This window comes from Flavobacterium galactosi (assembly GCF_048158585.1).
Classification (GTDB): Bacteria; Bacteroidota; Bacteroidia; order Flavobacteriales; family Flavobacteriaceae; genus Flavobacterium; species Flavobacterium galactosi.
In genome coordinates this window covers 45,165-67,972 of sequence record NZ_JBLNKV010000002.1, presented here as the reverse complement: position 1 = coordinate 67,972, position 22,808 = coordinate 45,165, and the positions used below count along the sequence as shown (strand labels likewise).

Here is a 22,808-nt window from a genome sequence, read left to right as displayed (position 1 = left end):
AGTATCTACATATGAAACCGATAAAAACAAAATTTTTGACAATAGCTTTATTCATTGGAATAGCCACAACAATAAATGCCCAGGAGAATACTACCCATAAATCGAACGGTGGTATAAAAGGGGGATATAATTTAGCCGCTGTAAGTTTTGATGGTGATGGAGAGACAGAACAACGACATAGTTTTCATGTAGGGATTTATGGCGAGTCATTTATAAGCGAAAGCTTTTCTATACAACCGGAATTAATGTACTCTCAACAAGGATATGTAATTAAAGATAGTAATGGGACTTTTACCCAAAAACTAAATTACATCAATTTGCCATTAATGTTGAAAGCGTATCCCTCTCAAAATTTCTTTTTGGAAGCAGGACCACAAATTGGATTGGCTGTTTCGCATAAAGAAGAATATGATGGACTTTTTAGTAGTTCACAACAGTACGATCCTAATAGTTTTGATTGGGGAGTTAACTTTGGAGGAGGTTTTAAAACTGATTCTGGAGTAAGTTTAGGCGTGCGTTATCATTTAGGTTTGGGCGATTTGTACGATGAAGGAAAAGCACAAAATAGAGTTTGGCAATTTTCAGTAGGTTTCGATTTATAGGCATAAAAGCCATAACCTTAAAAAAATCAGGTGTAAATTTGTTATTTTAAATCAAGAACCCTTTCAGAGTCAAATACTTTGAAAGGGTTTTTTGATGTTTACTTCAACCCAACTTTTATAACTGATGAGTTGCAAAGTATTTTTATTAGTATTTGGATTCTGTATTCTGTTTGATAGACTCTAAATAGATTTCGATATTAATTTTTAATTTATTGATACGAGAATAATCATTTCCATTAAAAATGATGTAAAGCACGGTAAGTGCAGAAATTATATAAATAACCACACCTGATGTTTCGAAAAGATTAAAGGATATTATAGTGATTATAATACAAAATAAGAGGCCAAATATTTGTAATAACTTTTCAGGATTTGATTGGGCAGTATTAATTTCAATAATTTCAGGCAATTGTTGCAGTAATGAATCAATTTCGGATTCATAAATTTCATTTTTTTTCAAATCGGCAATCAAATCGTCAACAGTTATTATTTTCTTATTTTTAGAATAGAGGTAAGGGAATATCTCATTGATGAAATTTTGATTTCTTAAATCTTGAATATTTCCAATTAACATCTTAACGTCATTGGGTAAATCTTTTCGGATGGCGATTTCCTTTTTTAAAGCACTAAAGGTTATTGTTGTTAATGAATCAACATTTTTATAAATATATTGAGTTAATTCTTCCTCAGAGAAGGAATGTAATTTTTCTTCCAGAATGACGCTAGTATCCATAGTATAATGTGGTATTAATTTAGGAAAGAGATAAAATAGTTCGATATGTTTTACAAAAGTATTTCCTTTGGCTATGATTATTTTACGGGAAACCTCAATGGGACTGAAAAGTATTAAAAATTCATAAAAAGTAATTGACACTCAGAAATAACAGGCTCTTGAATTCTCAATTTAATAAAATAATATATCTTTGAGTTAAATTAAAATGCAATGACTGCCATCGAAACGCCGACACAATTAGAACTTTACTTTCAAAAGTTTCGTCAGAATATAATAGGAATTAATCAAGAGTTTCAATCCCCTTATGGAAAAAAACAAATTATTTATACGGATTGGACAGCGAGCGGTCGGTTGTATCGCCCTATTGAGGAAAAGTTGATGAATGAGTTTGGTCCTTTTGTGGCCAATACCCATACGGAAACTACGGTTTCTGGAACAGCAATGACCAAAGCGTACCATCAGGCGCGAAACATTATTAAACAGCATGTAAATGCCAATAAGGATGATGTTTTAATTACTGATGGAACCGGAATGACGGGAGTGGTCAATAAATTCCAACGAATTTTGGGATTAAAAATACCAGAAAATTTAAAGGATTTTATCAATATTCCCGCTGAAAAGAAACCGATTGTGTTTATTTCGCATATGGAACACCATTCCAATCAGACTTCTTGGTTGGAAACTATTGCCGATGTTGTCGTTATTCCTTCTTCTGAAGACGGATTATTTAGTATAAAAAATCTGGAAGTTTTATTAGAAAAAAATAAAGAAAGAAGTTTTAAAATCGCTTCTATAACGTCTTGTTCTAATGTTACAGGGATTAAAACCCCTTATCATGAAGTCGCTAAAATAATGCATCAACATAACGGACTTTGTTTTGTAGATTTTGCCTGTTCCGGTCCCTATGTAAAAATAGACATGCATCCAGAAGAATCCGAAAGTTATTTGGATGCGATTTTCTTTTCACCCCATAAATTTCTTGGAGGACCGGGAACTTCAGGTGTTTTGGTTTTTAATAAAAAATTATATCAGAACTTGATTCCCGATAATCCTGGCGGAGGAACGGTAAGCTGGACCAATCCTTGGGGCGAACACAAATACATAGATAATATCGAAGATAGGGAAGATGGTGGGACACCAGGTTTTCTTCAGGTAATAAAAACCGCTTTGGTAATTCAGTTGAAGGAGGAAATGGGAATTGAAAATATTTTGAATAGGGAACATGAAATCGTTGCTATTGTTTTTGAATCTCTTGGGAACATTCCAAATATTAAAATTCTTGCCGGTCAGCATCGCGATAGGTTAGGAGTAATTTCATTTTTTATAGAAGATTTGCATTTCAATTTGGGTGTAAAGTTATTGAATGATAAATTCGGAATCCAAACACGTGGCGGTTGCAGTTGTGCCGGTACTTATGGTCATTTTTTATTGCATGTGGATCAGGAAACTTCTCATAAATTGATTGACGAAATTACTTTGGGAGATTTAATCAGAAAACCGGGTTGGATAAGAATGTCTATTCATCCAACTACGACAAATGCTGAAATTGAATTTGTTTGTAATGGAATTAAAGCATTGGCTGAAAGCCATAAAACTTGGGCGTTAGACTATAATTACAATTCAGCTACAAATGAGTTTACGCACAAACAGGCGTTTCCCTTAGAAGATGAATTGGTGAAAAAATGGTTTTCATTATAAAAAACAGAGGTTCTGCGGCTTAATAATTCAACAAATTAAAAATCCCTTATTCAAAAGCATATTGTTTTTGAATAAGGGATTTTTAATGACTGCTATCTTCGATGTTTCCATCTTTTATGCGTCCAGAAATAATATTCCGGAGCTTCACGGATTTGTTTTTCAACTTCCTGAATGTAAGTATGTGTAATGCCAAAATCAGGAATTGACTTAGGATTATCACTAATAGGAATTATGGTCAGTTCATAATACCCTCTTTTTACCTTTTTTACTTTTGCAAAAACAACGGTCATATCGTATTTTTTTGCTAACATTTCGGGGCCGGTATGAACCGGTACTTCAATACCCATGAAATTATCCCAATGAAATATCCGGTCTGCTTTTGGTGATTGATCGCTGGCTAATCCATATACACAATGAATATCATTTTTTTGATTATTTGAAATCAATGGAATTGTTTTATTCGTTGGAACTAATTCAGTATTGTATTTTGATCGAATGTCTCTAACGAGTTTATCAAAATATTTATTGGCTAATTGTTTATACACTGCGACACCTCGAAAAGCTATTTTTTGGTTCATTGTAATTAACCATTCCCAACTTGCATAATGGGATGCAATAAGCATAATGCTTTTTCCTTTCTTTTCATATTCCTTTATAACTTCGAGATTTGTAATAACAAATCTCTTGTTCATTTCTTCAGATGAAATCGTCATGGTTTTTATCATTTCCATAAACATATCGCACAAATGGTGGTAGGATTTTTTCTCAATAACAAGGCGTTCTTTGTCATTAAGATTTGGTAAAGCCATAGCTAGATTTTCTCGCACTACTTTTTTTCGATACCCAACGATATAATATACTAGAAAATATACCACATCTGATAACCAATAAAAAATACGAAATGGGAGAATAGAAACAATCCAAAGAAAGGGGTAAGCAATAATAAAAATAAGAAATTGCATGCAGTAATTTTTTTGCAAATATAATGCAAAAATGAACAGCGAGTTAAATTTTGACTAGTTACTGTGTCTGCATTTGAGAATGACTATATTTACAATTCACAATAAACATACTTTATGAATACCTTTTTAATAGCAATAATTGTTGTAAATATTTTAATTAGTTACAAGGGTTTTAATGATCTTGTCTTTTTTAGAAAATATGAATTTCATGTCGGGAGTATTCGTGCAGGCGAACAAATAAGAATGTTATCGTCAGGCTTTCTTCATGCGGATTTACCGCATTTGATTTTTAACATGTTGACACTTTATTTTTTTGCACCTGTTGTTATTGGATTTTTGGGTGCTATATCCTTTGTATTGATTTATTTTGGAAGTCTGGTTTTTGGGAGTTTGTTGACAATGCTTTTCCACAGAGATCAATATAATTACAGAGCTGTGGGAGCATCAGGAGCCGTAACAGGAGTTTTATATTCGGCAATATTATTACAGCCGGATATGATGTTGGGTATCTTTTTTGTAATTCCAATTCCTGCTTATCTTTTTGGAATCCTTTATTTATTGTATTCTATTTACGGAATGAAAGCCAAAAATGATAATATTGGTCATACAGCCCATTTTGGAGGCGCTGTTGGTGGTTATTTGATTACACTTATCAAAGAGCCTCAATTGTTCGTAGATCACACTTTAATGGTCATATTATTGGCAATTCCCATAGTTATTCTTTTTGTAATGGAAAAAATGGGGAAATTATAATGGCATAACTTTTGAAAGAGAATTACAACAAAAAACAATTAAATCAGATCAACATGAAAAAAGCAGTACTATTTCTATCTATTATGTTTATGACTCTCTCATACGCACAAGAAGTTAAACAAGTTCCTCAAATTAGTGTAAATGGAGAGGGCAAAGTAAAAGTTGTTCCGGACCAGGTGACCATACTAGCAACAATTGAAACAAAAGGGAATAATGCCAAAGAAGTTAAAAAACAAAATGACCAAAAGACCGAAGCTGTTTTAAAGTTTATAAAAAAAATGAACTTAGATTCTGCGGATTATAAAACGCAACGTGTTTCTCTAAATCCAGAATACGATTATGAAAAAAAGAAACACAATTATAATGCTACGCAAACGATCGAAATTTTATTGAAAGATTTATCAAAATATGACGAATTGATGGAAGGATTAGTAGATGAAGGAATCAACAGAATTGATAATGTTACCTTTCAATCTTCAAAATTGTCACAATATCAATCTGAGGCCAGAAAACTGGCTATGAAAGAAGCTAAATTAAAAGCGGAGGACTATGTTTCCTTTTTAGGACAAAAAGTGGGTCGTGCGATGACGATATCTGATAACTCACAAACGTTTTATCCACAACCGATTCGATATGCTGCCATGAAAACAATGGAAATGAGTGATGCCGCAGCACCTCGAGAAACGCTTGCAGTAGGAGAAATCAATATTACATCTAACGTAAGCGTGAGTTTTATTTTAGAATAAAAAAAACAAAATTGTAAATAGGAAAATCCCATTTCACTTTAAACTGTGAGATGGGATTTTTTATATGATAAAATGAAATGGCCTCCGCTTAATGAAGACTACTTTTTTTGCATAAAAAAAACTCTTCAATCGCTTGAAGAGTTTTAGTGGGGAGAGCAGGATTCGAACCAATAAGCTGGAACCCGTGCCTATACTGCATTTTCAACTACTTATAAACTAATATGCCACGATTTTGACACAAAACTCAATATGACAATTTTAAGCCATTTTTTAAGTAAATTATTGAATTAACTTGTTTTAATTGAATGATGTAATTCATGTTTTGAAAATCTAAATTAAGTAATTTTATGATAATCCAAAAAGTTTATTTAATATTTTTCCAGTTTAACGCTAATTTAATATTTTTTACTAATAGTGTCCTAAACGTTTTCTTGAATCAATTGTAATAATTTGAAATACAGAAAAATGCATTGCAAAAAATGATTTGGACAGCTTTTTTTATAACGCAATATTTTTAGGGTTAAAAAAAATAACTTTTTAAAATACTTTAATTTTATTGGGTAATGGTTCTAGTCTCTAATGAGAAAAAATCTTGTAGTGTAGATGGTTCTTGTTGAGCAGGAGGAAAAACACCTCCAAAAAAATCATAAATATTTTAAAGAGCGTTCCCTATTAAGGGAAGCTTCTTATTAATATCAGATTTAAAACTTCATCCTCTGAATTCTAACTGCGTTTAAAATCGCTAATAAAGCTACTCCCACATCTAGTGGCTAAACCGCCCGCTCCAAGATGTCACTTCCTAAATCTCCCTTGGCAATTCCTGCATCGGCCAAAGCGATTACTGGTGCATCATATAGAATTGATAGTCGCGTTTTTCATATTAAAATTTAACTAGCACAACAGCTCAATTTGGCAACATCTTTTCCGAAAGTGATGGCTGCTAGTTTTATGCCTTCGCCTAATGTTAAATAAGGATAAAAACTTTCTGCCAATTCTTTTACGGTAATATTGTACTTGATAGCCATACTCAATTGCTGAATGAGTTCGCCACCTTCGGGAGCAACAATTCTTGCACCAATCAATTTATCAGTTTCGGTATTTCGTATTAATTTGATAAACCCTCTTGTGTCATTGGCTGCAATAGCTCTTGTAATGTTATTTAATTCTAATTTGCTTACTTCAAAAGGAATGTTTTCGGCTGTTGCTTGTACTTCATCTAATCCTGTTCCTGCCACTTGTGGGTCGGTAAAAACAACCCACGGTAAGGAGGAATAATCGGCTTTATTGTTGGCTCCCGTAAAAGCATTTTCTACGGCAATTTTGCCTTCAAAGGCTGCCGTGTAAACAAATGCAGGTGTGTTGGTAACATCGCCCACTGCATAGATGTTAGGTAAATTGGTTTCCATTTTTTCGTTAACGAAAATGTGCCCTGTTTTATCAAGTTCCAAACTAATATTTTGCAATCCTAATTTTTGTATATTGGGTGTTGTGCCAGATGCCACTACAACTTTTCCTTTTTCGATAATTTGTGTAAAAGAACCGTCAGGGCATTTGCAATGGATAATGGTTTCATTTCCTTTTTTATCAAATTTTACTGCTTTAAAATTTGGCAGGATTTCTATACCTTCATTACGCATTTGTGTTTCCAAGGCTTCACTGATGTCGGGCGTTTGTGTTCTCAACACACGATCAGTAAACTCGATGATACGCACTTTTACGCCCAAACGATTGTAAGCCATAGCAATTTCTAAACCAATATAACCAGCCCTCATAATGGTGATGCTTTCGGGTTTTTCTTCTAAATCAAAAAGCGAAACGTTGGTAAGAAAACCTACTTCGTTTAGCCCTTCAATAATTGGAATATTGGTAGTTGCTCCTGTGGCAATGATAAATTTTAGAGCCGTATATTTTACTTTACCATCGACCACAATGGTTTTAGTATCTAAAAATTCTGCCCAACCCGTTAGCATTTTCAGGTTATGAAAATCACTTACCACGTCCATATATTTTTTCTTCTGGAGCGTGGCTACCAATTGTTTTTTGTCTTTAATTACTTGAGCAAAATCTATAGCAACACCTTTGGGTTTGATGCCCGAAAAATTGGAATGTGTTGCGTGATAAGCTGTTTCCGCTGCACGAATAAGGGTTTTAGAAGGGACACAACCTACGTTTACACAAGTTCCGCCAAAGTCTAAACCACCGTTCACCATTAAGGTCGATAATCCTAAACTTTCGGCCTTTATAGCTGCCGAAAATGCCGCCGAACCACCACCGATGATAATTAAATCGAAGTGGTTTGCGTTTTTATTACAACATTTAGTTTCAGCAGTATGAGCTACTTTATATTTTTTTGTGCTGTTAATAGTATTGATAATTTCTTCTTTACTAGTTTTAGAAGGGTCGAAAGAACATTCGCAACTGCCGTTTTGATAACTCACTTTTACTTCTGTTACTCCTTCATTTTTGGTAAGCATTTTTTCAATACCTGTGGCACAATGGTCGCAGGTCATTCCTGCGATATCGAGTTTTATATTTTCTGCTTTCATTTTTCTTATTTTAATTAAATGCTTAATAATAGAGTCAAAAAAATTATTTGCAACCGTTTAGACCACAAACGTGTCCAGTTTGTCAGTGTGGAGGATTTAGGGAGGCCGATACTTCTCCTGATACTTTGTAACCTGTGGTATTAATAGCTTTTATAATAGCCTCTTTGTTCGTTTTACTGTTGTCAAATTTTACAAATGCGATTCTTTCGTTGCTATTAGCGGAAACGGTTACAATTCCTGCTAATTTGTTTACTTCATTTTTAACGCGATCTTCGCAACTGGCACAAGTCATTCCACTCACATTAAATTTTACTTCTTGTATATTATCAGAAGAAACAACAATTAGCTGTTTGTCCGCTTTTGGATAAAAAACTTGTCCATAGTATGGGAAAGCCATCATTAAAAAAGTAAACACCGTTACAATGCCTAAAAACTTTTTAGTTTGCATAAATGGTGTTTTATCCTCTTCTTCACAAGCACATTGTATTTCTTCCGTAGTTCGTGGTTTTAGTTTTTGATACCAAGCAAAGCCCAATACCAAAACAGTTATTCCAATTAAGTAAGGGCGAAAAGGTTCCAACCACGAGAACGTTGATGCTATGCCAGAAGCTCCAGAAATAAGAGCTAAAACGGGCGTTATGCAACAAAGCGATGCTGTCACTGCTGATAAAATACTTGCTACAGCAAGTTTTCCTGATTTTGAATTTGTGTTCATATGAGTTCTAAATTTGAATTTTGACTAATAATGTATTTAAAAAAGGGCCGAAGTATTTGTAATTGTTCTGATTTTAGAGAATAAAAAATAGTCTGACCAGATCGTCTAGCTTCAATAACATTTCCGTCCTTCATTTTGCGAAGATGTTGTGAAACGGCAGGAATACTCATTCCTAAAATATCGGCAAGGTCGCAAGGACAGAGCTCGTTCTCTTCTTCAATAAGAAACATTATTTTCAGTCGTACTTCATTGCCAGCCAATGCTAATAAACCACTCAATAACCCAAAAGCATTACTGTTATTGGTCAATTTGTTTTTGCAGGCGCTGATTTGTTTTATATCTGCAAAAACTCTTATACACGTTTGATTATTGTCCATTGTTGTAATTGTTAAATTAAATACTAAACAAATGTAGTTAATTGTTTTATTATTTAAGCAAATACTTAAATTATAAAAATAAGTTTAACATTTTACTTTGAAATGAATACTTCAATTTTTAAAGTAAATGATTTAGTATTGCTTTTCATTCAAACTGTACTCAAATTACCATCGGTAAATACTTCGACTTGAGTCATTATAAGCATTGGCAAAGTGTTATTAGGGAGAGAGGTGACGGTAATGGCAGGATGGAAAGATCCTAAAACTCGTAATGGTTTTATGAAGTTAATCATTCCTACAGCATGATATATATTATTTATTTGTGGAAATAAAAAAATAAAAATTCCAAGTTACATACTTAAATAAACCGTAAATTTATATTAAATCACTGAAAAATAGTACTTTACATCTAATTCAAGTGTTTTTAGTAAAAAGTATCGAGAATTTGTATTTGGTTGATGGTTTAATTTAAAAACTAAAACAGAACTATGAAAAAATCTAAACAATATGGTGAGTTCTTCAGTCACACTCTGTGTAAACTGCTCCGAACTGCCAAAATCGAGTTTGTAATCATTACCGCATTGATGTATGCACTGCTGATGCTTACTTCTTGCCGAAATTCCGAAAAAAACCAAGAACAAATTGAACAGACCCCCCCTCAACAAAAGGGAAAAGAAAATGACAACAATAAACATAACGATCATTCAGAACTAATGAATGAAACGCGTGAATGGTTAAAACAGGAATTGGACGAAAAATATAATCAGCCCGTATCTCTCGGTACAGAGGAACAACTTGCACAAGGTAAAGATATATTCATAAAATATTGTGCTACTTGTCATGGTAGTGACGGTAAAGGCGATGGTCCTGGAGCAACAACATTGCAACCAAAGCCAGCCGATTTTACTGACCCCGAACATTCATCATTTTATTCAAATCAAGGACGAATGTACCTCATAAAAAAAGGAATGAAGGGAACTGCAATGGCAGCATGGGAAAACATTTAGAGCGAAGAAGAAATCCTTTCGGTTTATGATTATGTAAATTCTCTGAAAAATTCAGACAAAATGATGGAACACCACGAGCAAAATCATTAGAAAAATGAAAGAAAAAAAACAGGAATAATGGACATGCTAACTTAGCCTTCAGATAAATAAGAAATAAATCTTAAATCTACCCGTAAGTTCAATAATACCGTACTACAAAATTGATAAGTGTTTGTCCATTGTTAAGTTTTTATTTACGAACAATTTCTACCGAACATTTTGCATGTAACGCAACTGAATGCGAAACCGGACCTAAAACAAAACGCTTGATTGCTCCATATCCATGTGAACCAACTATTATCAAATCGGCTTTAAATTTTTCGGCTTCATCAAGTATTACGCTTCTGGGTGAACCTGCAACTATTTTTGTGGTTACTAACAGATTTGGATTTTTATTTTCAAGAATTTCGGCGGCACTTTTTGCATTTTTTTCTGCATTTTTAAATGCGTTTTCATCAAATTGTGCATAGTATTCGTGAGAAACACCCATTGGCTCTAAAGTGTTTACAATGGGTGTAATTTCATAAGCGGCAAGAATGCATACTTCGGTTTTGGGAGGAAATGGTCTGTTAGCAATTTCATTAATTGCTGTTTTTACTATATTTTGAACCATCGGTTGCAAGTAGAATTTTCATTCTTTTTTCTCCACTAAATTCATTCCGCATTTGGAACATTTTCCGGGTTTATCCGAGGTAACTTCTGGGTGCATGGGGCAGGTATACGTTTTTTCAGTTTCCATTTTTTTTATATTTTAATGTTGTTTGTATTTGTATTATTTGGACATATCCATATTTTTATCCATTCCAGTCATTTTGTGTGATTGCATTTTTTTATCTTTCATCATATCGATCATTTTAGGATTATCCATCATCGATTTACACATTTCAGACATCATCGTAGTATCTGTTTTAGATACTTCCATCATTTCGGTCATCATTCCTTTCATCATATCTGGATTATCCTTCATCATTTTCATCATGTTTTCGTGATTTGTCATCATCATTTTTCCTTTACTACTGTTCATCATCGCTTGCATCATATCTTTAGACATATCGCTATTGTTTGCAATAGTATCCATAATTGCCTTTTTTGTATCTGAATTTGAAAGAATTTGATTTACATCAGTTTTGGATTGGCAAGATGTAAACAAACCAATCGATACAATAATTAATGTGATTTTTTGTACTGTTTTCATAGTTTATAATTTTTATTGTTTTAAAATCTCTTAAATAATTCCTCTAAACGAAACTTTATTTAAGAGATTTAAATACTCACATTTTACTCATATTACTGCACTCAGCAGCACATTTTCGACATGCTTCTGCACAATTTTTACAATGCTCCATATGTGCATGTTTTTCACATTCTTCTGCACAAGCAGTACAAATTTCGGCGCATAGTTTGCAGATTTTTTCAGCAAACTCACTTCCGCTTGCCATAGCCTGCATTGCAAATAAACAAATAGCTGCACAATCATGATCGAGTTTTATGCAACGCGCTAACATTTTTACGTCTTGCTCATTCAAGCATTCACTTTCACAATGCGAACACTCTACTGCACATTCTGAACATGCATCGATACAATCTTTAAATTTTTGATGGCTCATCGTTTTTAAATTTTGATTGCGAATTAATTTTCGCAGTTTAAAGGTAGCTTTTTTGCCTGAAAAAACATTGTTGAATTCTAATAAAAGTTATATAATTTACACATTATCAGACATATAGTTTTGTTTCATGGAAATTGTAATTGCAAAAAAAGGACACTTGTCTTTTAGAACAAGCATCCTTTATACAAATTTAAAATTTGAGTTTCTTAATAATTCAAAGCAGCACCAAAACCTATTCCCATATCGCTATCATAATGGGTTGTAATTCCAAAATTTCTTTTGATAATGTATTTTAAACCTGCCATATATTCTTTGTCGGTATTCCACATTAAATTCATTCGTAATCGTTTAGAGACTGGAATATCTTTTCGTTCAAATTGTAATCTGAAATTACCATCTGTAAACACTTCTGCTTGTGCTTTTATCAACATTGGTAAAGTGTATTCAAGTCCAGCACTAAAAACTGCTCGATTGTCTTTTGTGTTTGTTTGACCAAATAGATTTCTTTCGTGTTCGTCTATCCCCATTTTTCTGTAACGCCAATCAAAACCGACAAAGGGCATGATCCATTGCATTTTGTCGATGTATCGTCCTATATGAGTTTCGGTTTCATAACCGTGGTGTTCCTTGTAACCCAATCGCCATTCTGTACCGATACTCCAACGTGTACTTTGATACATCGCTTCTCCATCGTTTCCGTTTGTGGCAAAATCATTTTCTGCCATAAAGTGAAATGCTCTATCGTCAGCAAACAATTTACGTTGTGCCAATTTAGGGTTTGGTATTAATGGATTAGCAGGAGAGTTTTCATAACTAAAAACCCTGCCCATTCCGCTCATCATGTGATATAAAATATGACAATGAAAAAACCAATCGCCACTTTCGGTGGCTGCAAATTCGAGCGTATCGGTTTCCATTGGCATGATGTCAATGATGTTTTTCATTGGAGCGTAATCTTCTTGTCCGTTAATTACCCTAAAATCATGTCCGTGCAAGTGCATGGGATGGCGCATCATAGAATTGTTGTGAAGTATCATGCGTACGATTTCTCCTTTTTTAATTAATATTTTATCACTTTCTGAAACTACTTTATTGTCCAAACTCCAAACGTAGCGGTTCATATTTCCGGTAAGTTCAAACTTTAATTCTTTTACTGGTGCGTCTTTTGGAAGATTGGTTTTGGTTGGCGATTTCAGCATGGCATAGTTCAAGGTAACGATATCAGAAAGGGCATTGGAATCATATTGATGGTCCATGCCTTGCATTTTATGGTCACTCATATTCATGTCATCTTTTTTCTCCTTGCCTGTATCCTTATCTTTCAATTCCTTTTTGTTCATGTCCATTCCATCCATTTTATCTCCTTCCATATCCATGCCTGGCATTTTATCGTCGCCTTTTTGCTTTAGTTCACCAGTTATTTCTGGATACATGACTACGTTCATATCCATTTGGTTAAGCGACATTTGCATTCCCATATCGTCTAAATCTCCGTTCATTTTCATCATGCCGTTCATCATCTTCATCCCTTCAAAATATTTTAACTTGGGTAGCGGAGCCGTTAATTGCTTGATACCATCACCTAAATATAATGAGGCTGATTTTGTACGGTCTTCGGAAGTAACTAAAAATTCATAGGCAGTTTTATCGGCAGGAATGGTAACGATAACATCGTAGGTCTCGGAAACCGCTATGATTAATCGATCTACTTCAACGGGTTCTACATCGTTACCATCGCTTGCTACAACAGTCATTTTACCTCCTGCATACGTAAACCAAAAATAAGTGGAGGCACCGCCGTTTGCAATTCGTAATCGGACTTTATCGCCTGCTTTAAATTGTGAAAGTTGGCTTTCGCTTTTTCCGTTTATTAAGAATTTATCGTAGTACACATCGCTCACATCCATAGCGTTCATTCGCTTCCATTCGTTATTAAGTTTGGTTTTAAAATAGCCGCTTCTTATGGCTTCTGCATAACTTTGGGTTGTTCCTTTTTTAATAGCAAACCAATCCGAAGCATTATGCAACATTCGATGTACATTATTGGGGTTCAGATCAGTCCACTCACTCAAAACTATGGGCACGGTGGGAATGTCAAGCTCTTCTCTTTTATTCATAGTAAAAGAACCGTACATGCCAATTTGTTCCTGCAATCCGGTATGGCTATGATACCAATGCGTACCGTGTTGAATAATTGGAAATTTATACAAATGGGTAGTATGTGGTTTGATTGGCATTTGTGTAAGGTTTGGCACACCATCTTCTTTGTTGGGTAAAAACAAACCGTGCCAATGCAACGATGTTTCTTCGTCCAATTCATTGTGCACATAAATTTCTGCGGTGTCGCCTTCTATAAACGTTAGTGGTGGCATTGGTATTTGTCCGTTTACGGCAATGGCTCTTTTAGGTTTACCCGTGAAATTTACAATGGTGTCCCGCACGTATAAATCATACCTAACTGTCCTTGGCGGTGTGTTGTTTACAATTGTCTTTATGGAGCCTAAGTTTGCTTTTGGCATACCCATTTTACCCATCTCCTGATTTTTAGGAACCTCATTATTATCCATTTTCATATTGTCCATGTCGTCCTTCTTTTTAGAAGTCTTTTTCATGGGCATTTGCATTTCATCATGCTTTTTAACTACCGATTTCTTAACCGCTTTCGCTTTTTCCTTTATCAACGTCATTCCGCATTTAGGGCATTTTCCCGGTTTGTCAGCATGAATTTCGGGGTGCATTGGGCAGGTGTATGTTGCGGGCTGCACCTTTTGCGCCTTTTCTTTTTTTGACATATCCATCCCTTTCATATCCTGTGCTTGGGCAAAGGAATAAATAGACATAATGAATAGTAATACTATAATTTTTTTCATTTTTTTAGTTTAAAATTAATTTACTAATTCTTATGGAGTTATTTGTCTAATTCTTTGAGCTTTGCTTTCATCTGTTCAATTTCTGCCTGTTGGCTGGTAATAATATTTTCAATTAATTCCTTTATTTCAGGGTCGGTAACCGATGCCTCTTTTCCCATTAATATTGCTGCTGCATGATGCGGTATCATTGATTTTAAAATTCTCTATCTCCAACCGCTGCCTGTTGCCTAATGCCTGTAAAAAATAGAATCAAAGCAATAAAACCAGTGATAACCAGTGAAATATTTAATTTCTTATTTCCGTACATGCTACCCATTACTAGAAGTTCAATTATGAGCATCGGCATGGTCATCAGTCCAGCCATGTAAAATTGGTTTATATTGGGTATTATATTGGCAAAAACATCTACCATTGCATACATTAGCGCATACATCGCTACAAACGACAATACTATCATAAGTGCTAATTTCTTGTACATTGATGAACCTGTTTCTTTTGTGTGTTGCTGTGTTGTGTGTTTCATTTCCATAATTTTTGGTTTAAAAGTTGGTTAAATTGATTTTGTTATTGGCTCATTGACAGATTTGTGAGTTTAAACCTCGATAATTAGGCACTAAGTAATTTTTCGTCAAAATCAAGATTTAAAAATTGATAATAAGCCATCGCATCGGGAATAGCCCTGTCAAGAAAAACAGTTTCAATAGGTGATAATTCTGCTTCTTGTTCAATTTGCATATCTAGCACAGCTAATTGAAATTTTCTTCTGTTATCTCTTATTTCTTCTATACTTTTTCCTTCTTCCCTCATACTATCAATATAATGCCTAGCGTGCTCAATAGTTGTTTTATAGCCCCTTTTAGATAATATCAATTACTGTTGTTTTACCTGTACTGGGTCCACCTGTAATAACATACCAATTGGTATCTGCTTTTCGATTATCCATTTTCATTACTTTTAAAATTGCAAGTAGAATATGCTTTATTCATACTAGTTTCAATCCGTTTTTTATTTATTATGGTTTCCAACCTTTGACTATGATTTTTGCATGACGGAAACTATACTATTTTTTTACATTGTATAGCGATAAGGGTGGATTTAAAGCAATTACCTCCACAATTTCATTACGTTTTTTTATGATTTTAGAACCGCAGCCATCGCAAGACATCCTAGTAATGTTATAGATATGTGTCATTTATTTTGGATTTTTATTTTACATCTTCATTCCTTCCATGGGGTCACTTCCTTTGCGGAATTTATATTCACTGTTTATGGCATAGGCTCCGGTTATCACTACTTTTTTTGCTGGATCCATTTCGGATTTAATTTCAATCATTACATTGGTTTCCGCTCCTGTTTCCACCATTAGACTTTCAAATACTCCCGGTCTTTTTTCAATCCATATATAAGAGGCGTTTTCTTCCCTGATTACGGCATCGGCTGAAACAAACAGTCCTTTCAGGCTTGATTGTGTTAACCTCACCATGGCCTGCATCCCCGGTTTTAAGAGTAGGTTTTGATTCGGGACTTCCATACGAATTAAAAGGAGTCTGGTATCCGGATTTATTTCCGGATTAATGAATGAAATTCTTGCGTTTACAGTTTTTTCTGGAAAATCTATAAATGAAACTTTGGCGTTTTGCCCTAGGTGCATGCTTTTCGAATAGTTTACATTTACTTGTGTTTCAAGCCAAAGACTATTCAAATTAGCCAGCTTAATTATACCGGAACCTTCCATGATGTAACTGCCTTCGGTGGCTATTAATTCCGAAATAGTTCCACTGTAGGTGCTGTAGAAAGTAGTATAAGGAGAAACTTCATTGCTCGTTTTTATACTTTCAATTTGGGTGTTGGACAAACCAAAGAACAATAGTTTCTGTTTGGCTACATTTAGCATGGTTTTAGCATTTTTTCCAAAATCACCGGGCATGGAAAGCTGTTTATAGGCTGTGGAATAATCCTGCTTGGCAATGGCAATATCTTCGCTGTATAATTGATAAACGGGTTGGTTTTTAGCAATATAATCTCCAACACTTTTGAAATATAACTTCTCGATTCGTCCCATTGCTCTTGCCGAAATGGTTTTTATTTTTTCTTGATTAATCGTTAAAACCCCGGTATAGGATTGTTCTACGCTGCTTTGAGTTTCTGCAATAGTTTGTGTAGTGATGTTACCAAGCTTAATTTGTTGGGCGCTCAAAGCTATTTCGTTAACCGCCGACTCATCATTTTTCATTGGAGTCAATTCCATGTGGCAAATAGGACATTTCCCTGGCTTGTCTTCCTTCACTTGTGGGTCCATTGAACAAGTATAGAAAAGACTTTCCTTTGTTTGATGGGTACTATGGTCTTCCTTGTTTTTAGTATTACAAGCTATAAACGCGGTAAGTATTAAAAATAGAATGCTGATTTTTTTTAATGCTTTCATGGCTATTCTGTTTTTATAAAGCTTTCGCTATCAATTAAATATTGTGCATTTTTAGCAATGGTATCGTCAACGGAAATACCGTCTATAATTTGAATGAAATCATTCACTTCAATTCCCGTTTTTATTTCTCTTACTTTAAAACCATTGCCCAGTTTCATGAAAACTATTTTTTTGTTTCCAATACTTACCAATGCTTGTTTTTGTATCCAAGTCCCTTCCGTCGGATTTGTTTTTACAATGCCTTGTAATCGTAAACCGATGGGTAATTTCAACGTATTGTTATTCAAATAAACCCTAATTCTATTGGATTTGTCCGTCGCGCTGAATTGTGTTTCGATAAAATTCACTTTGGCCGAAATAGATTCGTTTTCATTCAACTCCGAGAAAATGTTGATCGATTGATTGATTTTAATCAGGCTATTATATCCTTGCAAAATATTAAAAACGCCCCATACTTTATCGGTATTCACTAATTTGAAAACGATTTCACTTTTCTTTATGTAATCACCTTCTTTAATGGTTAAAGCTTCCGTAGTTGCACCTGAATTTTGCATGGTCGCATTAGTGCTTTTGGTCATGCTTTCGGTTCCCTGAATGATTCCGGATGCTGGACTGTATATTGAAATTATGGGATTTACTCTTTTGGCGGAAGCCAGTGCATTTATTTGATTATTTGTCATTCCGTAAAGCAATAATTTTTGCTTTGCCGCTTTAATAATTGATGCATTATCGGAATCATTGGAAACTAAATAAATAAAATTTTGCTGTTCTGTCAGTAATTCCGGACTATACAAATCAAATAGTTTTTGTCCTTTACTGACTTTTTGGTATTTATAATTCACGTATATTCGTTCTATCCTGCCACTTATTCTTGCCGCAATATTTACGGAAGAATTTGGGTCGTAAGCAACCAGACCGGGTAAATTAATTTCACTGCTAATGGTGGTATCTTTTGCGGTTGTGGTTTGATAATTACCCACTATAAAATTATCGGTAGGTCTCAAAAGTTCATCAATTGAATTACTGTCAATAACCTGATTTTGAATTGTTTTTTTTACCAAAGCCATTCCGCAAATAGGGCAATTTCCGGGTTTATCCCGAATAATTTGAGGGTGCATAGAACAGGTGTACACTTCGTTTTGAGCTATACTTTCGGAATGATTGTCTGACTTTGTCGCAAAATAATAGATTGCAAATCCAATAATCAAAATTACCAGAACTACTAAACTATATTTTAAATATCTGTTCATAATTATTTTGTTTCCAGTTGTTTTTCAATTTCCACTTGTGTCGTCAAAATAGTTTGTAATTTATCTAAGGCATCTATTTGAGCCATATTTAATGCTTCCCAGGCATTCAGAACAATAAACAAATCGCCGGTATTATTTTGCCAGGCTATTATTGCGGTATCATAATTTCTTCGTAAGGCTGGAATGATATTTTTTTCAACTATATCATATTGTTTTTTTAAGTTTCCGAGTTCGGTATTCATCCCTGAAATCATCCCGGTAGCTTCGTTCAAAATCATCTGTTTTTGCCAGTTCAGGCTTTCGTTTTTTAGCTGAAAACTATCGATGTTGGCTTTATTCATTTTGGATGACCAAGGTGCTAAAGGAATATTAACCATGAGCATTAAAGAGAATTGGTTTGGATCTTCTCCAAATGCAAACATGTGCTCATATTTAACACCAAATTCCGGTAATAATTTTGTCTTTTCGACTTTTATTTTCAATTGATTTAATGCCATTGTTTTTTCAATAGCCTTCACATCGCTTCGGTTTTGGGAAAGTGAAGTGGTATCCGATTTCATCACATCAAAATCTTTTAATTTATAGGTTGAATCTATCTCAAAAGAGGTGTTTTTATCTCTTGCCATCAATGTATTAAGCATAATTCGTTTTTGAGAGATGTCATTTTGTAGCATTACTATCATATTCTGTAATATGCTGTATTGCGATTTTGCTTTATAATAGGTTGGCAATTTATCCATATTATACTGGTATCGAATTTCCATGCTTTTAATCATATATTCTAAAAGCAATAAATTATCATTGGCAATTTTTACTTTTTTGGTGAGTACCAGCCATTGGTAATAATTCGTTTTCGCTAAAGCATTTAACTGATTGATAGTGTAATTTTTGTTTTCGGCTTCGACCGAAGACATCGTACTCATATAGTTGTAATCCGCTTTTAGTTTTGAAGCATTAGGGATCATTTGTGTAACGCCTAACATATAATTGCCCATTCCTGGGTTCATTTCGTCGGCTTTCCACATTTTGGGATTGTAAGCGGTCATAAAAAACCCGGTACTCACTTGTGGCGGCATCCAACTTTTGGCACCTTTTGCCGCTGCATCCATGCTTTGAATATCGGCATCATACATTTTTAATTGTGGATTGTTTGTTTTAATATTCGTCAAAACATTATCCAACGAAAGTGTTTGCGCCACTAAATTAGCGGTACTTAAAAGCAAACAGCTTATAACGATAAAATAGTTATTCTTTAACATCTATAAGTTCTATTTTACCTTTTGTTTTTAATTCACGGAGTTTTACCATTTCAAAAACAACAGGTGTTACCAATAATACATAAATAGTTGAGGTGATTGTACCACCAATAAGTGGAACAGTAATAGGGAGCATCACATCTGCACCCGTTCCTGTTGCCCAAAGAATGGGGATTAATCCAAATAGTGAAACGGAAACCGTCATCAGTTTTGGTCGAAGCCTTTTGGCCGAACCGTCAATAATATACTGTCTTAAAATGGCTTCAGTAATGGTTGCTGCACTGTTGCCATATTTTGCCACCATTTTATTCATGGATTCATTCAAATAAATGGTCATTAGCATCGCTGTTTCTATGGCCATTCCGAATAACGCAATAAAACCAACGGCCACTGCCACCGATAAATTAATGCCATATAAATAGACCATAAAAATCCCTCCAATTAAAGCAAATGGCACTGTTATCATGGTGATTAAAGCTTCTTTCATCGAATGATACGTAAAGTATAAAATCAGGAAAATGATAATAACAACGATGGGCAATATCATACTTAATGTTTTGTTGGCTCTGATTTGGTTTTCCCATTGTCCGCTCCATTCCACATAATACCCTTTGGGCATTTTTGTTATCATTGCGTTCAGTTTTTTCTGCGCTTCTTTTACGGTGCTTCCCAAATCACGTTCCCGAACATTAAATAATACGCTTCCACGAAGCATCGCATTTTCGCTGTTTATCATGGGTGGTCCATCGCTTATTTTTACGTCAGCAACGGCTTCCAAAGGAATTGGTCCGTATTGCATGGTTTGCACTTGCAGTTTTTTCAGAGCTTCAATGCTGTTTCGGTATTCCTGAGCATATCTCGCATTTACCGAAAAACGTTGCCTTCCTTCGATAGTTGTAGTCAGTTTCATCCCGCCAATAGCGGCTTCGACAACGTTATTTACATCGTCAATAGTAAGTCCGTATCGACCTATTGCCTCCCGCTTTGCTTCAATATCAATATACTTTCCGCCTGTTATAGGTTCGGAATATAAATCTTTTACTCCGGCCGTTCCTTCGAGTGCTTTTTTTATTTTTTGGGATAAAGCATTTATGGTATCTAAATCGGCTCCGTAAACTTTTATGCCCACATCAGTTCGGATACCGGTAGAAAGCATATTGATCCGATTGATAATAGGCTGGGTAAAACCATTCGTTACACCGGGAATTTGCAGTTTATTGTTTATTTCGGTTACAATGTCATTCTTGTTTTTCCCCTCTCTCCATTCGTTTTGGGGTTTTAGCAAAACAATCGTTTCAATCATACTTATGGGACTATTGTCGGTCGCTGTATTCGCCCTTCCGGCTTTTCCTAAAACATGGGCGACTTCGGGTATCGATTTTATCAATTTATCCTGCACCTGCAAAATTCGTTTTACTTCGGAATTAGAAACATCGGGCAAGGTAACCGGCATAAACAGAATAGAACCTTCATCTAATGGAGGCATGAATTCTGAGCCCAGACGCGTAAACATCAATACGCCAATTAGTAAAGCAATGATATTTAAACCCAACACTGTTTTTCTCCATTTCAAAGAAAAAGTCAGAATAGGGGTGTAAATACTTTCCAGTTTTTTGTTAATTGGGTTTTTTGCCTCTGGGCGAAGTTTGCCTTTGAGTAAAAAACTGATCAAAACAGGCGTAAGTGAAATGGCCAAAAAAGCATCTACAATAAGGATAAACGATTTTGTCCAAGCCAGTGGACTAAACAGTTTACCTTCCATTCCCGTAAGAAGAAATACCGGCAAAAACGAAGTAATTACAATTATGGTTGAATAAAAAACACCTGGTCCAACCAATTTGGAGGAAGCCTCAATGATCTTCAGTTTTTCTTCGGAAGATAACGGGTCGTGTTCTTTTTTAAATATTTTTTTTATGAAATTTTTCATTTTTCAATCGATTGTTGATTACTATCCATTTCTTCCTGTTTCTCCGAAATTGTCCGATAAGCATTTTCAACCATCACAATCCCATCATCAACCACTACGCCTATTGCAAGAGCGATACCGGTTAACGACATAATATTGGATGAAATCCCGAAAGTCTGGAGCAAAATAAAACCAACAGCAACAGATATTGGAAGCTGAATAAGGATGATTAAAGCACTTCGCCAATGAAAAAGAAACAAAAGGATAACTATAGAAACAACAATCATTTCTTCGATTAAAGTTCCTTTGACAGATTCGATAGCTTGTTCTATGAGTTCGCTTCTATCATAGGAAGTTTTAAAAGAAACGCCTTCTGGGAGTCCTTTTTCGACTTCTTTCATTTTTAATTTAACCGCTTTTATAACTTTATCGGCATTTTCGCCATAGCGCATCACTACAATTCCGCCTACTACTTCGCCTGTACCATTCTCATCAAAAATTCCCAAACGCAAATCACCTCCCATTTGTATGGAACCCAGATCTTTTACTCTTACAGGAACCGCATTATAATTTTTAACCGTGATATCTTCGACATCTTTTATGTTCTTTATGTAGCCCAATCCTCTTACAATGTAGGCCATATTGCTCATTTCAAATTTTCGCCCGCCGACATCGTTGTTGTTTGCCTTGACAGCATTCATCACCTCCATCATGCTTACATTATAGTACTGCATTTTTAAAGGATCTAACACCAATTGATATTGTTTTTCAAAACCTCCAAAAGAAGCCACTTCGGCCACGCCAGGAACGGTCTGCAATGCAAATTTCACATACCAATCCTGCAAAGCGCGTTGCTCTCCTAAGTCCATACCGTTGGTTTCTAAATGATACCAAAAAATATGTCCCACACCCGTGCCATCGGGGCCTAAGGTTGGGACAACATTTTGAGGCAATAATCGTTGGGCATAATTTAATCTTTCCAGTACGCGGGTTCTTGCCCAATAAACATCAACATCATCTTCAAAAATAATATAGACAAAGCTCATCCCAAACATAGAAGCTCCACGAATGTTTTTAATTTTTGGTATTCCTTGCAGGTTAGAAACCAAAGGATAGGTTACTTGTGCTTCTATAACCTGTGGACTTCTTCCCATCCATTCTGTAAAAACAATGACTTGATTTTCTGATAAATCAGGAATTGCATCTATAGGATTTTGTTGTACGCTATAAATACCCCAAGCAAATAAGCAGGCCGAAACGAGAAGGACAACAAATCTATTCTTTAACGAGAATGATATTAATTTTTCTACCATGAC

23 protein-coding genes and 1 pseudogene are annotated in these 22,808 nt (G+C 34.8%); 5 read left to right on the top strand and 19 right to left on the bottom strand.

Features of this window, described 5'->3' with window-relative positions; all coding sequences use genetic code 11:
* Window positions 1-20 precede the first annotated feature (20 nt).
* Entirely contained in the window at window positions 21-602 is a 582-nt protein-coding gene (locus ACM55M_RS04510; RefSeq protein WP_416856807.1) for a porin family protein, read from the top strand.
* A gap of 145 nt (window positions 603-747) precedes the next feature.
* Here the strand turns inward: ACM55M_RS04510 and ACM55M_RS04505 are convergent, their stop codons facing one another.
* Window positions 748-1,335: a hypothetical protein gene (locus ACM55M_RS04505; protein ID WP_416856359.1), complete on the bottom strand. Its 588-nt coding sequence runs from the start codon at window positions 1,333-1,335 to the stop codon at window positions 748-750.
* A 210-nt stretch (window positions 1,336-1,545) separates the two neighbouring features.
* Here ACM55M_RS04505 and ACM55M_RS04500 point away from each other — a divergent pair, with 210 nt between their 5' ends.
* Window positions 1,546-3,033 carry an aminotransferase class V-fold PLP-dependent enzyme gene (locus ACM55M_RS04500; RefSeq protein ID WP_416856358.1) on the top strand — a complete coding sequence of 496 codons (1,488 nt, stop codon included), beginning with the start codon at window positions 1,546-1,548 and terminating at the stop codon, window positions 3,031-3,033.
* A gap of 92 nt (window positions 3,034-3,125) precedes the next feature.
* Here the strand turns inward: ACM55M_RS04500 and ACM55M_RS04495 are convergent, their stop codons facing one another.
* Window positions 3,126-3,995: a lysophospholipid acyltransferase family protein gene (locus ACM55M_RS04495; protein WP_416856357.1), complete on the bottom strand. Its 870-nt coding sequence runs from the start codon at window positions 3,993-3,995 to the stop codon at window positions 3,126-3,128.
* 114 nt (window positions 3,996-4,109) lie between these two features.
* Between ACM55M_RS04495 and ACM55M_RS04490 the strand changes: the two genes are divergently transcribed.
* Window positions 4,110-4,748: a rhomboid family intramembrane serine protease gene (locus ACM55M_RS04490; protein ID WP_416856356.1), complete on the top strand. Its 639-nt coding sequence runs from the start codon at window positions 4,110-4,112 to the stop codon at window positions 4,746-4,748.
* A gap of 53 nt (window positions 4,749-4,801) precedes the next feature.
* A complete protein-coding gene (locus tag ACM55M_RS04485; RefSeq protein WP_416856355.1) occupies window positions 4,802-5,494 on the top strand; it encodes an SIMPL domain-containing protein in 693 nt (230 codons plus the stop codon).
* Between the two features lie 887 nt (window positions 5,495-6,381).
* Here ACM55M_RS04485 and merA read toward each other — a convergent pair.
* From merA to ACM55M_RS04460, 4 genes are all read right to left on the bottom strand, one after another.
* Window positions 6,382-8,040: a mercury(II) reductase gene (merA, locus tag ACM55M_RS04475; protein WP_416856353.1), complete on the bottom strand. Its 1,659-nt coding sequence runs from the start codon at window positions 8,038-8,040 to the stop codon at window positions 6,382-6,384.
* A gap of 82 nt (window positions 8,041-8,122) precedes the next feature.
* A complete protein-coding gene (gene merTP, locus ACM55M_RS04470) occupies window positions 8,123-8,755 on the bottom strand; it encodes a mercuric transport protein MerTP (protein ID WP_416856352.1) in 633 nt (210 codons plus the stop codon).
* Entirely contained in the window at window positions 8,752-9,132 is a 381-nt protein-coding gene (locus ACM55M_RS04465) for an ArsR/SmtB family transcription factor (protein ID WP_416856351.1), read from the bottom strand. Before ACM55M_RS04465 ends, merTP begins: the two co-directional genes overlap by 4 nt.
* A gap of 149 nt (window positions 9,133-9,281) precedes the next feature.
* Complete coding sequence (locus ACM55M_RS04460) at window positions 9,282-9,425, bottom strand: hypothetical protein (protein ID WP_416856349.1); 144 nt, start codon at window positions 9,423-9,425, stop codon at window positions 9,282-9,284.
* Window positions 9,426-9,620: 195 nt separating this feature from the next.
* On the opposite strand from ACM55M_RS04460, the gene ACM55M_RS04455 reads away from it, so the two are divergent.
* Window positions 9,621-10,139, top strand: coding sequence for a c-type cytochrome (locus ACM55M_RS04455; protein ID WP_416856348.1), 519 nt, complete (start codon window positions 9,621-9,623; stop codon window positions 10,137-10,139).
* A gap of 229 nt (window positions 10,140-10,368) precedes the next feature.
* Here ACM55M_RS04455 and ACM55M_RS04450 read toward each other — a convergent pair whose 3' ends face one another.
* The 13 genes and pseudogenes from ACM55M_RS04450 to ACM55M_RS04390 form a co-directional block, all read right to left on the bottom strand.
* Window positions 10,369-10,791 (bottom strand): universal stress protein, encoded by a 423-nt coding sequence (locus tag ACM55M_RS04450; RefSeq protein WP_416856347.1) that lies wholly within the window; start codon window positions 10,789-10,791, stop codon window positions 10,369-10,371.
* A gap of 21 nt (window positions 10,792-10,812) precedes the next feature.
* Window positions 10,813-10,902 (bottom strand): annotated as a pseudogene (locus ACM55M_RS04445) (heavy metal-binding domain-containing protein); the annotation flags it as partial.
* A gap of 48 nt (window positions 10,903-10,950) precedes the next feature.
* Complete coding sequence (locus ACM55M_RS04440; RefSeq protein WP_416856345.1) at window positions 10,951-11,373, bottom strand: membrane or secreted protein; 423 nt, start codon at window positions 11,371-11,373, stop codon at window positions 10,951-10,953.
* 76 nt (window positions 11,374-11,449) lie between these two features.
* Complete coding sequence (locus ACM55M_RS04435; protein ID WP_416856343.1) at window positions 11,450-11,785, bottom strand: four-helix bundle copper-binding protein; 336 nt, start codon at window positions 11,783-11,785, stop codon at window positions 11,450-11,452.
* Between the two features lie 206 nt (window positions 11,786-11,991).
* Window positions 11,992-14,655, bottom strand: coding sequence for a multicopper oxidase domain-containing protein (locus ACM55M_RS04430; RefSeq protein WP_416856342.1), 2,664 nt, complete (start codon window positions 14,653-14,655; stop codon window positions 11,992-11,994).
* Between the two features lie 38 nt (window positions 14,656-14,693).
* Entirely contained in the window at window positions 14,694-14,843 is a 150-nt protein-coding gene (locus tag ACM55M_RS04425; RefSeq protein WP_416856340.1) for a DUF305 domain-containing protein, read from the bottom strand.
* A 5-nt stretch (window positions 14,844-14,848) separates the two neighbouring features.
* Complete coding sequence (locus tag ACM55M_RS04420; RefSeq protein WP_416856339.1) at window positions 14,849-15,178, bottom strand: hypothetical protein; 330 nt, start codon at window positions 15,176-15,178, stop codon at window positions 14,849-14,851.
* A gap of 83 nt (window positions 15,179-15,261) precedes the next feature.
* The gene (locus tag ACM55M_RS04415; protein ID WP_416856337.1) at window positions 15,262-15,525 is read right to left on the bottom strand and encodes an AAA family ATPase; all 264 of its coding nucleotides are present in this window, start codon (window positions 15,523-15,525) and stop codon (window positions 15,262-15,264) included.
* A 340-nt stretch (window positions 15,526-15,865) separates the two neighbouring features.
* Window positions 15,866-17,080: a heavy metal-binding domain-containing protein gene (locus ACM55M_RS04410; RefSeq protein WP_416856336.1), complete on the bottom strand. Its 1,215-nt coding sequence runs from the start codon at window positions 17,078-17,080 to the stop codon at window positions 15,866-15,868.
* A 2-nt stretch (window positions 17,081-17,082) separates the two neighbouring features.
* Window positions 17,083-18,330 (bottom strand): heavy metal-binding domain-containing protein, encoded by a 1,248-nt coding sequence (locus tag ACM55M_RS04405; RefSeq protein WP_416856335.1) that lies wholly within the window; start codon window positions 18,328-18,330, stop codon window positions 17,083-17,085.
* A gap of 2 nt (window positions 18,331-18,332) precedes the next feature.
* On the bottom strand, window positions 18,333-19,589 hold the full coding sequence (locus ACM55M_RS04400) for a TolC family protein (RefSeq protein WP_416856334.1): 1,257 nt from the start codon (window positions 19,587-19,589) through the stop codon (window positions 18,333-18,335).
* Complete coding sequence (locus ACM55M_RS04395) at window positions 19,576-21,513, bottom strand: efflux RND transporter permease subunit (protein ID WP_416856333.1); 1,938 nt, start codon at window positions 21,511-21,513, stop codon at window positions 19,576-19,578. Before ACM55M_RS04395 ends, ACM55M_RS04400 begins: the two co-directional genes overlap by 14 nt.
* Window positions 21,510-22,805 carry an efflux RND transporter permease subunit gene (locus tag ACM55M_RS04390; protein WP_416856331.1) on the bottom strand — a complete coding sequence of 432 codons (1,296 nt, stop codon included), beginning with the start codon at window positions 22,803-22,805 and terminating at the stop codon, window positions 21,510-21,512. Before ACM55M_RS04390 ends, ACM55M_RS04395 begins: the two co-directional genes overlap by 4 nt.
* Window positions 22,806-22,808: the final 3 nt, after the last annotated feature.

Bases quoted from the DNA above. Each gene is read 5' to 3' on its own strand.
- ACM55M_RS04505 (WP_416856359.1), bottom strand. From the start codon at position 1,335: ATGGATACTAGCGTCATTCTGGAAGAAAAATTACATTCCTTCTCTGAG.
- ACM55M_RS04500 (WP_416856358.1), top strand. From the start codon at position 1,546: ATGACTGCCATCGAAACGCCGACACAATTAGAACTTTACTTTCAAAAG.
- ACM55M_RS04495 (WP_416856357.1), bottom strand. From the start codon at position 3,995: ATGCAATTTCTTATTTTTATTATTGCTTACCCCTTTCTTTGGATTGTT.
- ACM55M_RS04490 (WP_416856356.1), top strand. From the start codon at position 4,110: ATGAATACCTTTTTAATAGCAATAATTGTTGTAAATATTTTAATTAGT.
- ACM55M_RS04485 (WP_416856355.1), top strand. From the start codon at position 4,802: ATGAAAAAAGCAGTACTATTTCTATCTATTATGTTTATGACTCTCTCA.
- merA (WP_416856353.1), bottom strand. From the start codon at position 8,040: ATGAAAGCAGAAAATATAAAACTCGATATCGCAGGAATGACCTGCGAC.
- merTP (WP_416856352.1), bottom strand. From the start codon at position 8,755: ATGAACACAAATTCAAAATCAGGAAAACTTGCTGTAGCAAGTATTTTA.
- ACM55M_RS04465 (WP_416856351.1), bottom strand. From the start codon at position 9,132: ATGGACAATAATCAAACGTGTATAAGAGTTTTTGCAGATATAAAACAA.
- ACM55M_RS04460 (WP_416856349.1), bottom strand. From the start codon at position 9,425: ATGATTAACTTCATAAAACCATTACGAGTTTTAGGATCTTTCCATCCT.
- ACM55M_RS04455 (WP_416856348.1), top strand. From the start codon at position 9,621: ATGAAAAAATCTAAACAATATGGTGAGTTCTTCAGTCACACTCTGTGT.
- ACM55M_RS04450 (WP_416856347.1), bottom strand. From the start codon at position 10,791: ATGGTTCAAAATATAGTAAAAACAGCAATTAATGAAATTGCTAACAGA.
- ACM55M_RS04440 (WP_416856345.1), bottom strand. From the start codon at position 11,373: ATGAAAACAGTACAAAAAATCACATTAATTATTGTATCGATTGGTTTG.
- ACM55M_RS04435 (WP_416856343.1), bottom strand. From the start codon at position 11,785: ATGAGCCATCAAAAATTTAAAGATTGTATCGATGCATGTTCAGAATGT.
- ACM55M_RS04430 (WP_416856342.1), bottom strand. From the start codon at position 14,655: ATGAAAAAAATTATAGTATTACTATTCATTATGTCTATTTATTCCTTT.
- ACM55M_RS04425 (WP_416856340.1), bottom strand. From the start codon at position 14,843: ATGATACCGCATCATGCAGCAGCAATATTAATGGGAAAAGAGGCATCG.
- ACM55M_RS04420 (WP_416856339.1), bottom strand. From the start codon at position 15,178: ATGAAACACACAACACAGCAACACACAAAAGAAACAGGTTCATCAATG.
- ACM55M_RS04410 (WP_416856336.1), bottom strand. From the start codon at position 17,080: ATGAAAGCATTAAAAAAAATCAGCATTCTATTTTTAATACTTACCGCG.
- ACM55M_RS04405 (WP_416856335.1), bottom strand. From the start codon at position 18,330: ATGAACAGATATTTAAAATATAGTTTAGTAGTTCTGGTAATTTTGATT.
- ACM55M_RS04400 (WP_416856334.1), bottom strand. From the start codon at position 19,589: ATGTTAAAGAATAACTATTTTATCGTTATAAGCTGTTTGCTTTTAAGT.
- ACM55M_RS04395 (WP_416856333.1), bottom strand. From the start codon at position 21,513: ATGAAAAATTTCATAAAAAAAATATTTAAAAAAGAACACGACCCGTTA.
- ACM55M_RS04390 (WP_416856331.1), bottom strand. From the start codon at position 22,805: ATGGTAGAAAAATTAATATCATTCTCGTTAAAGAATAGATTTGTTGTC.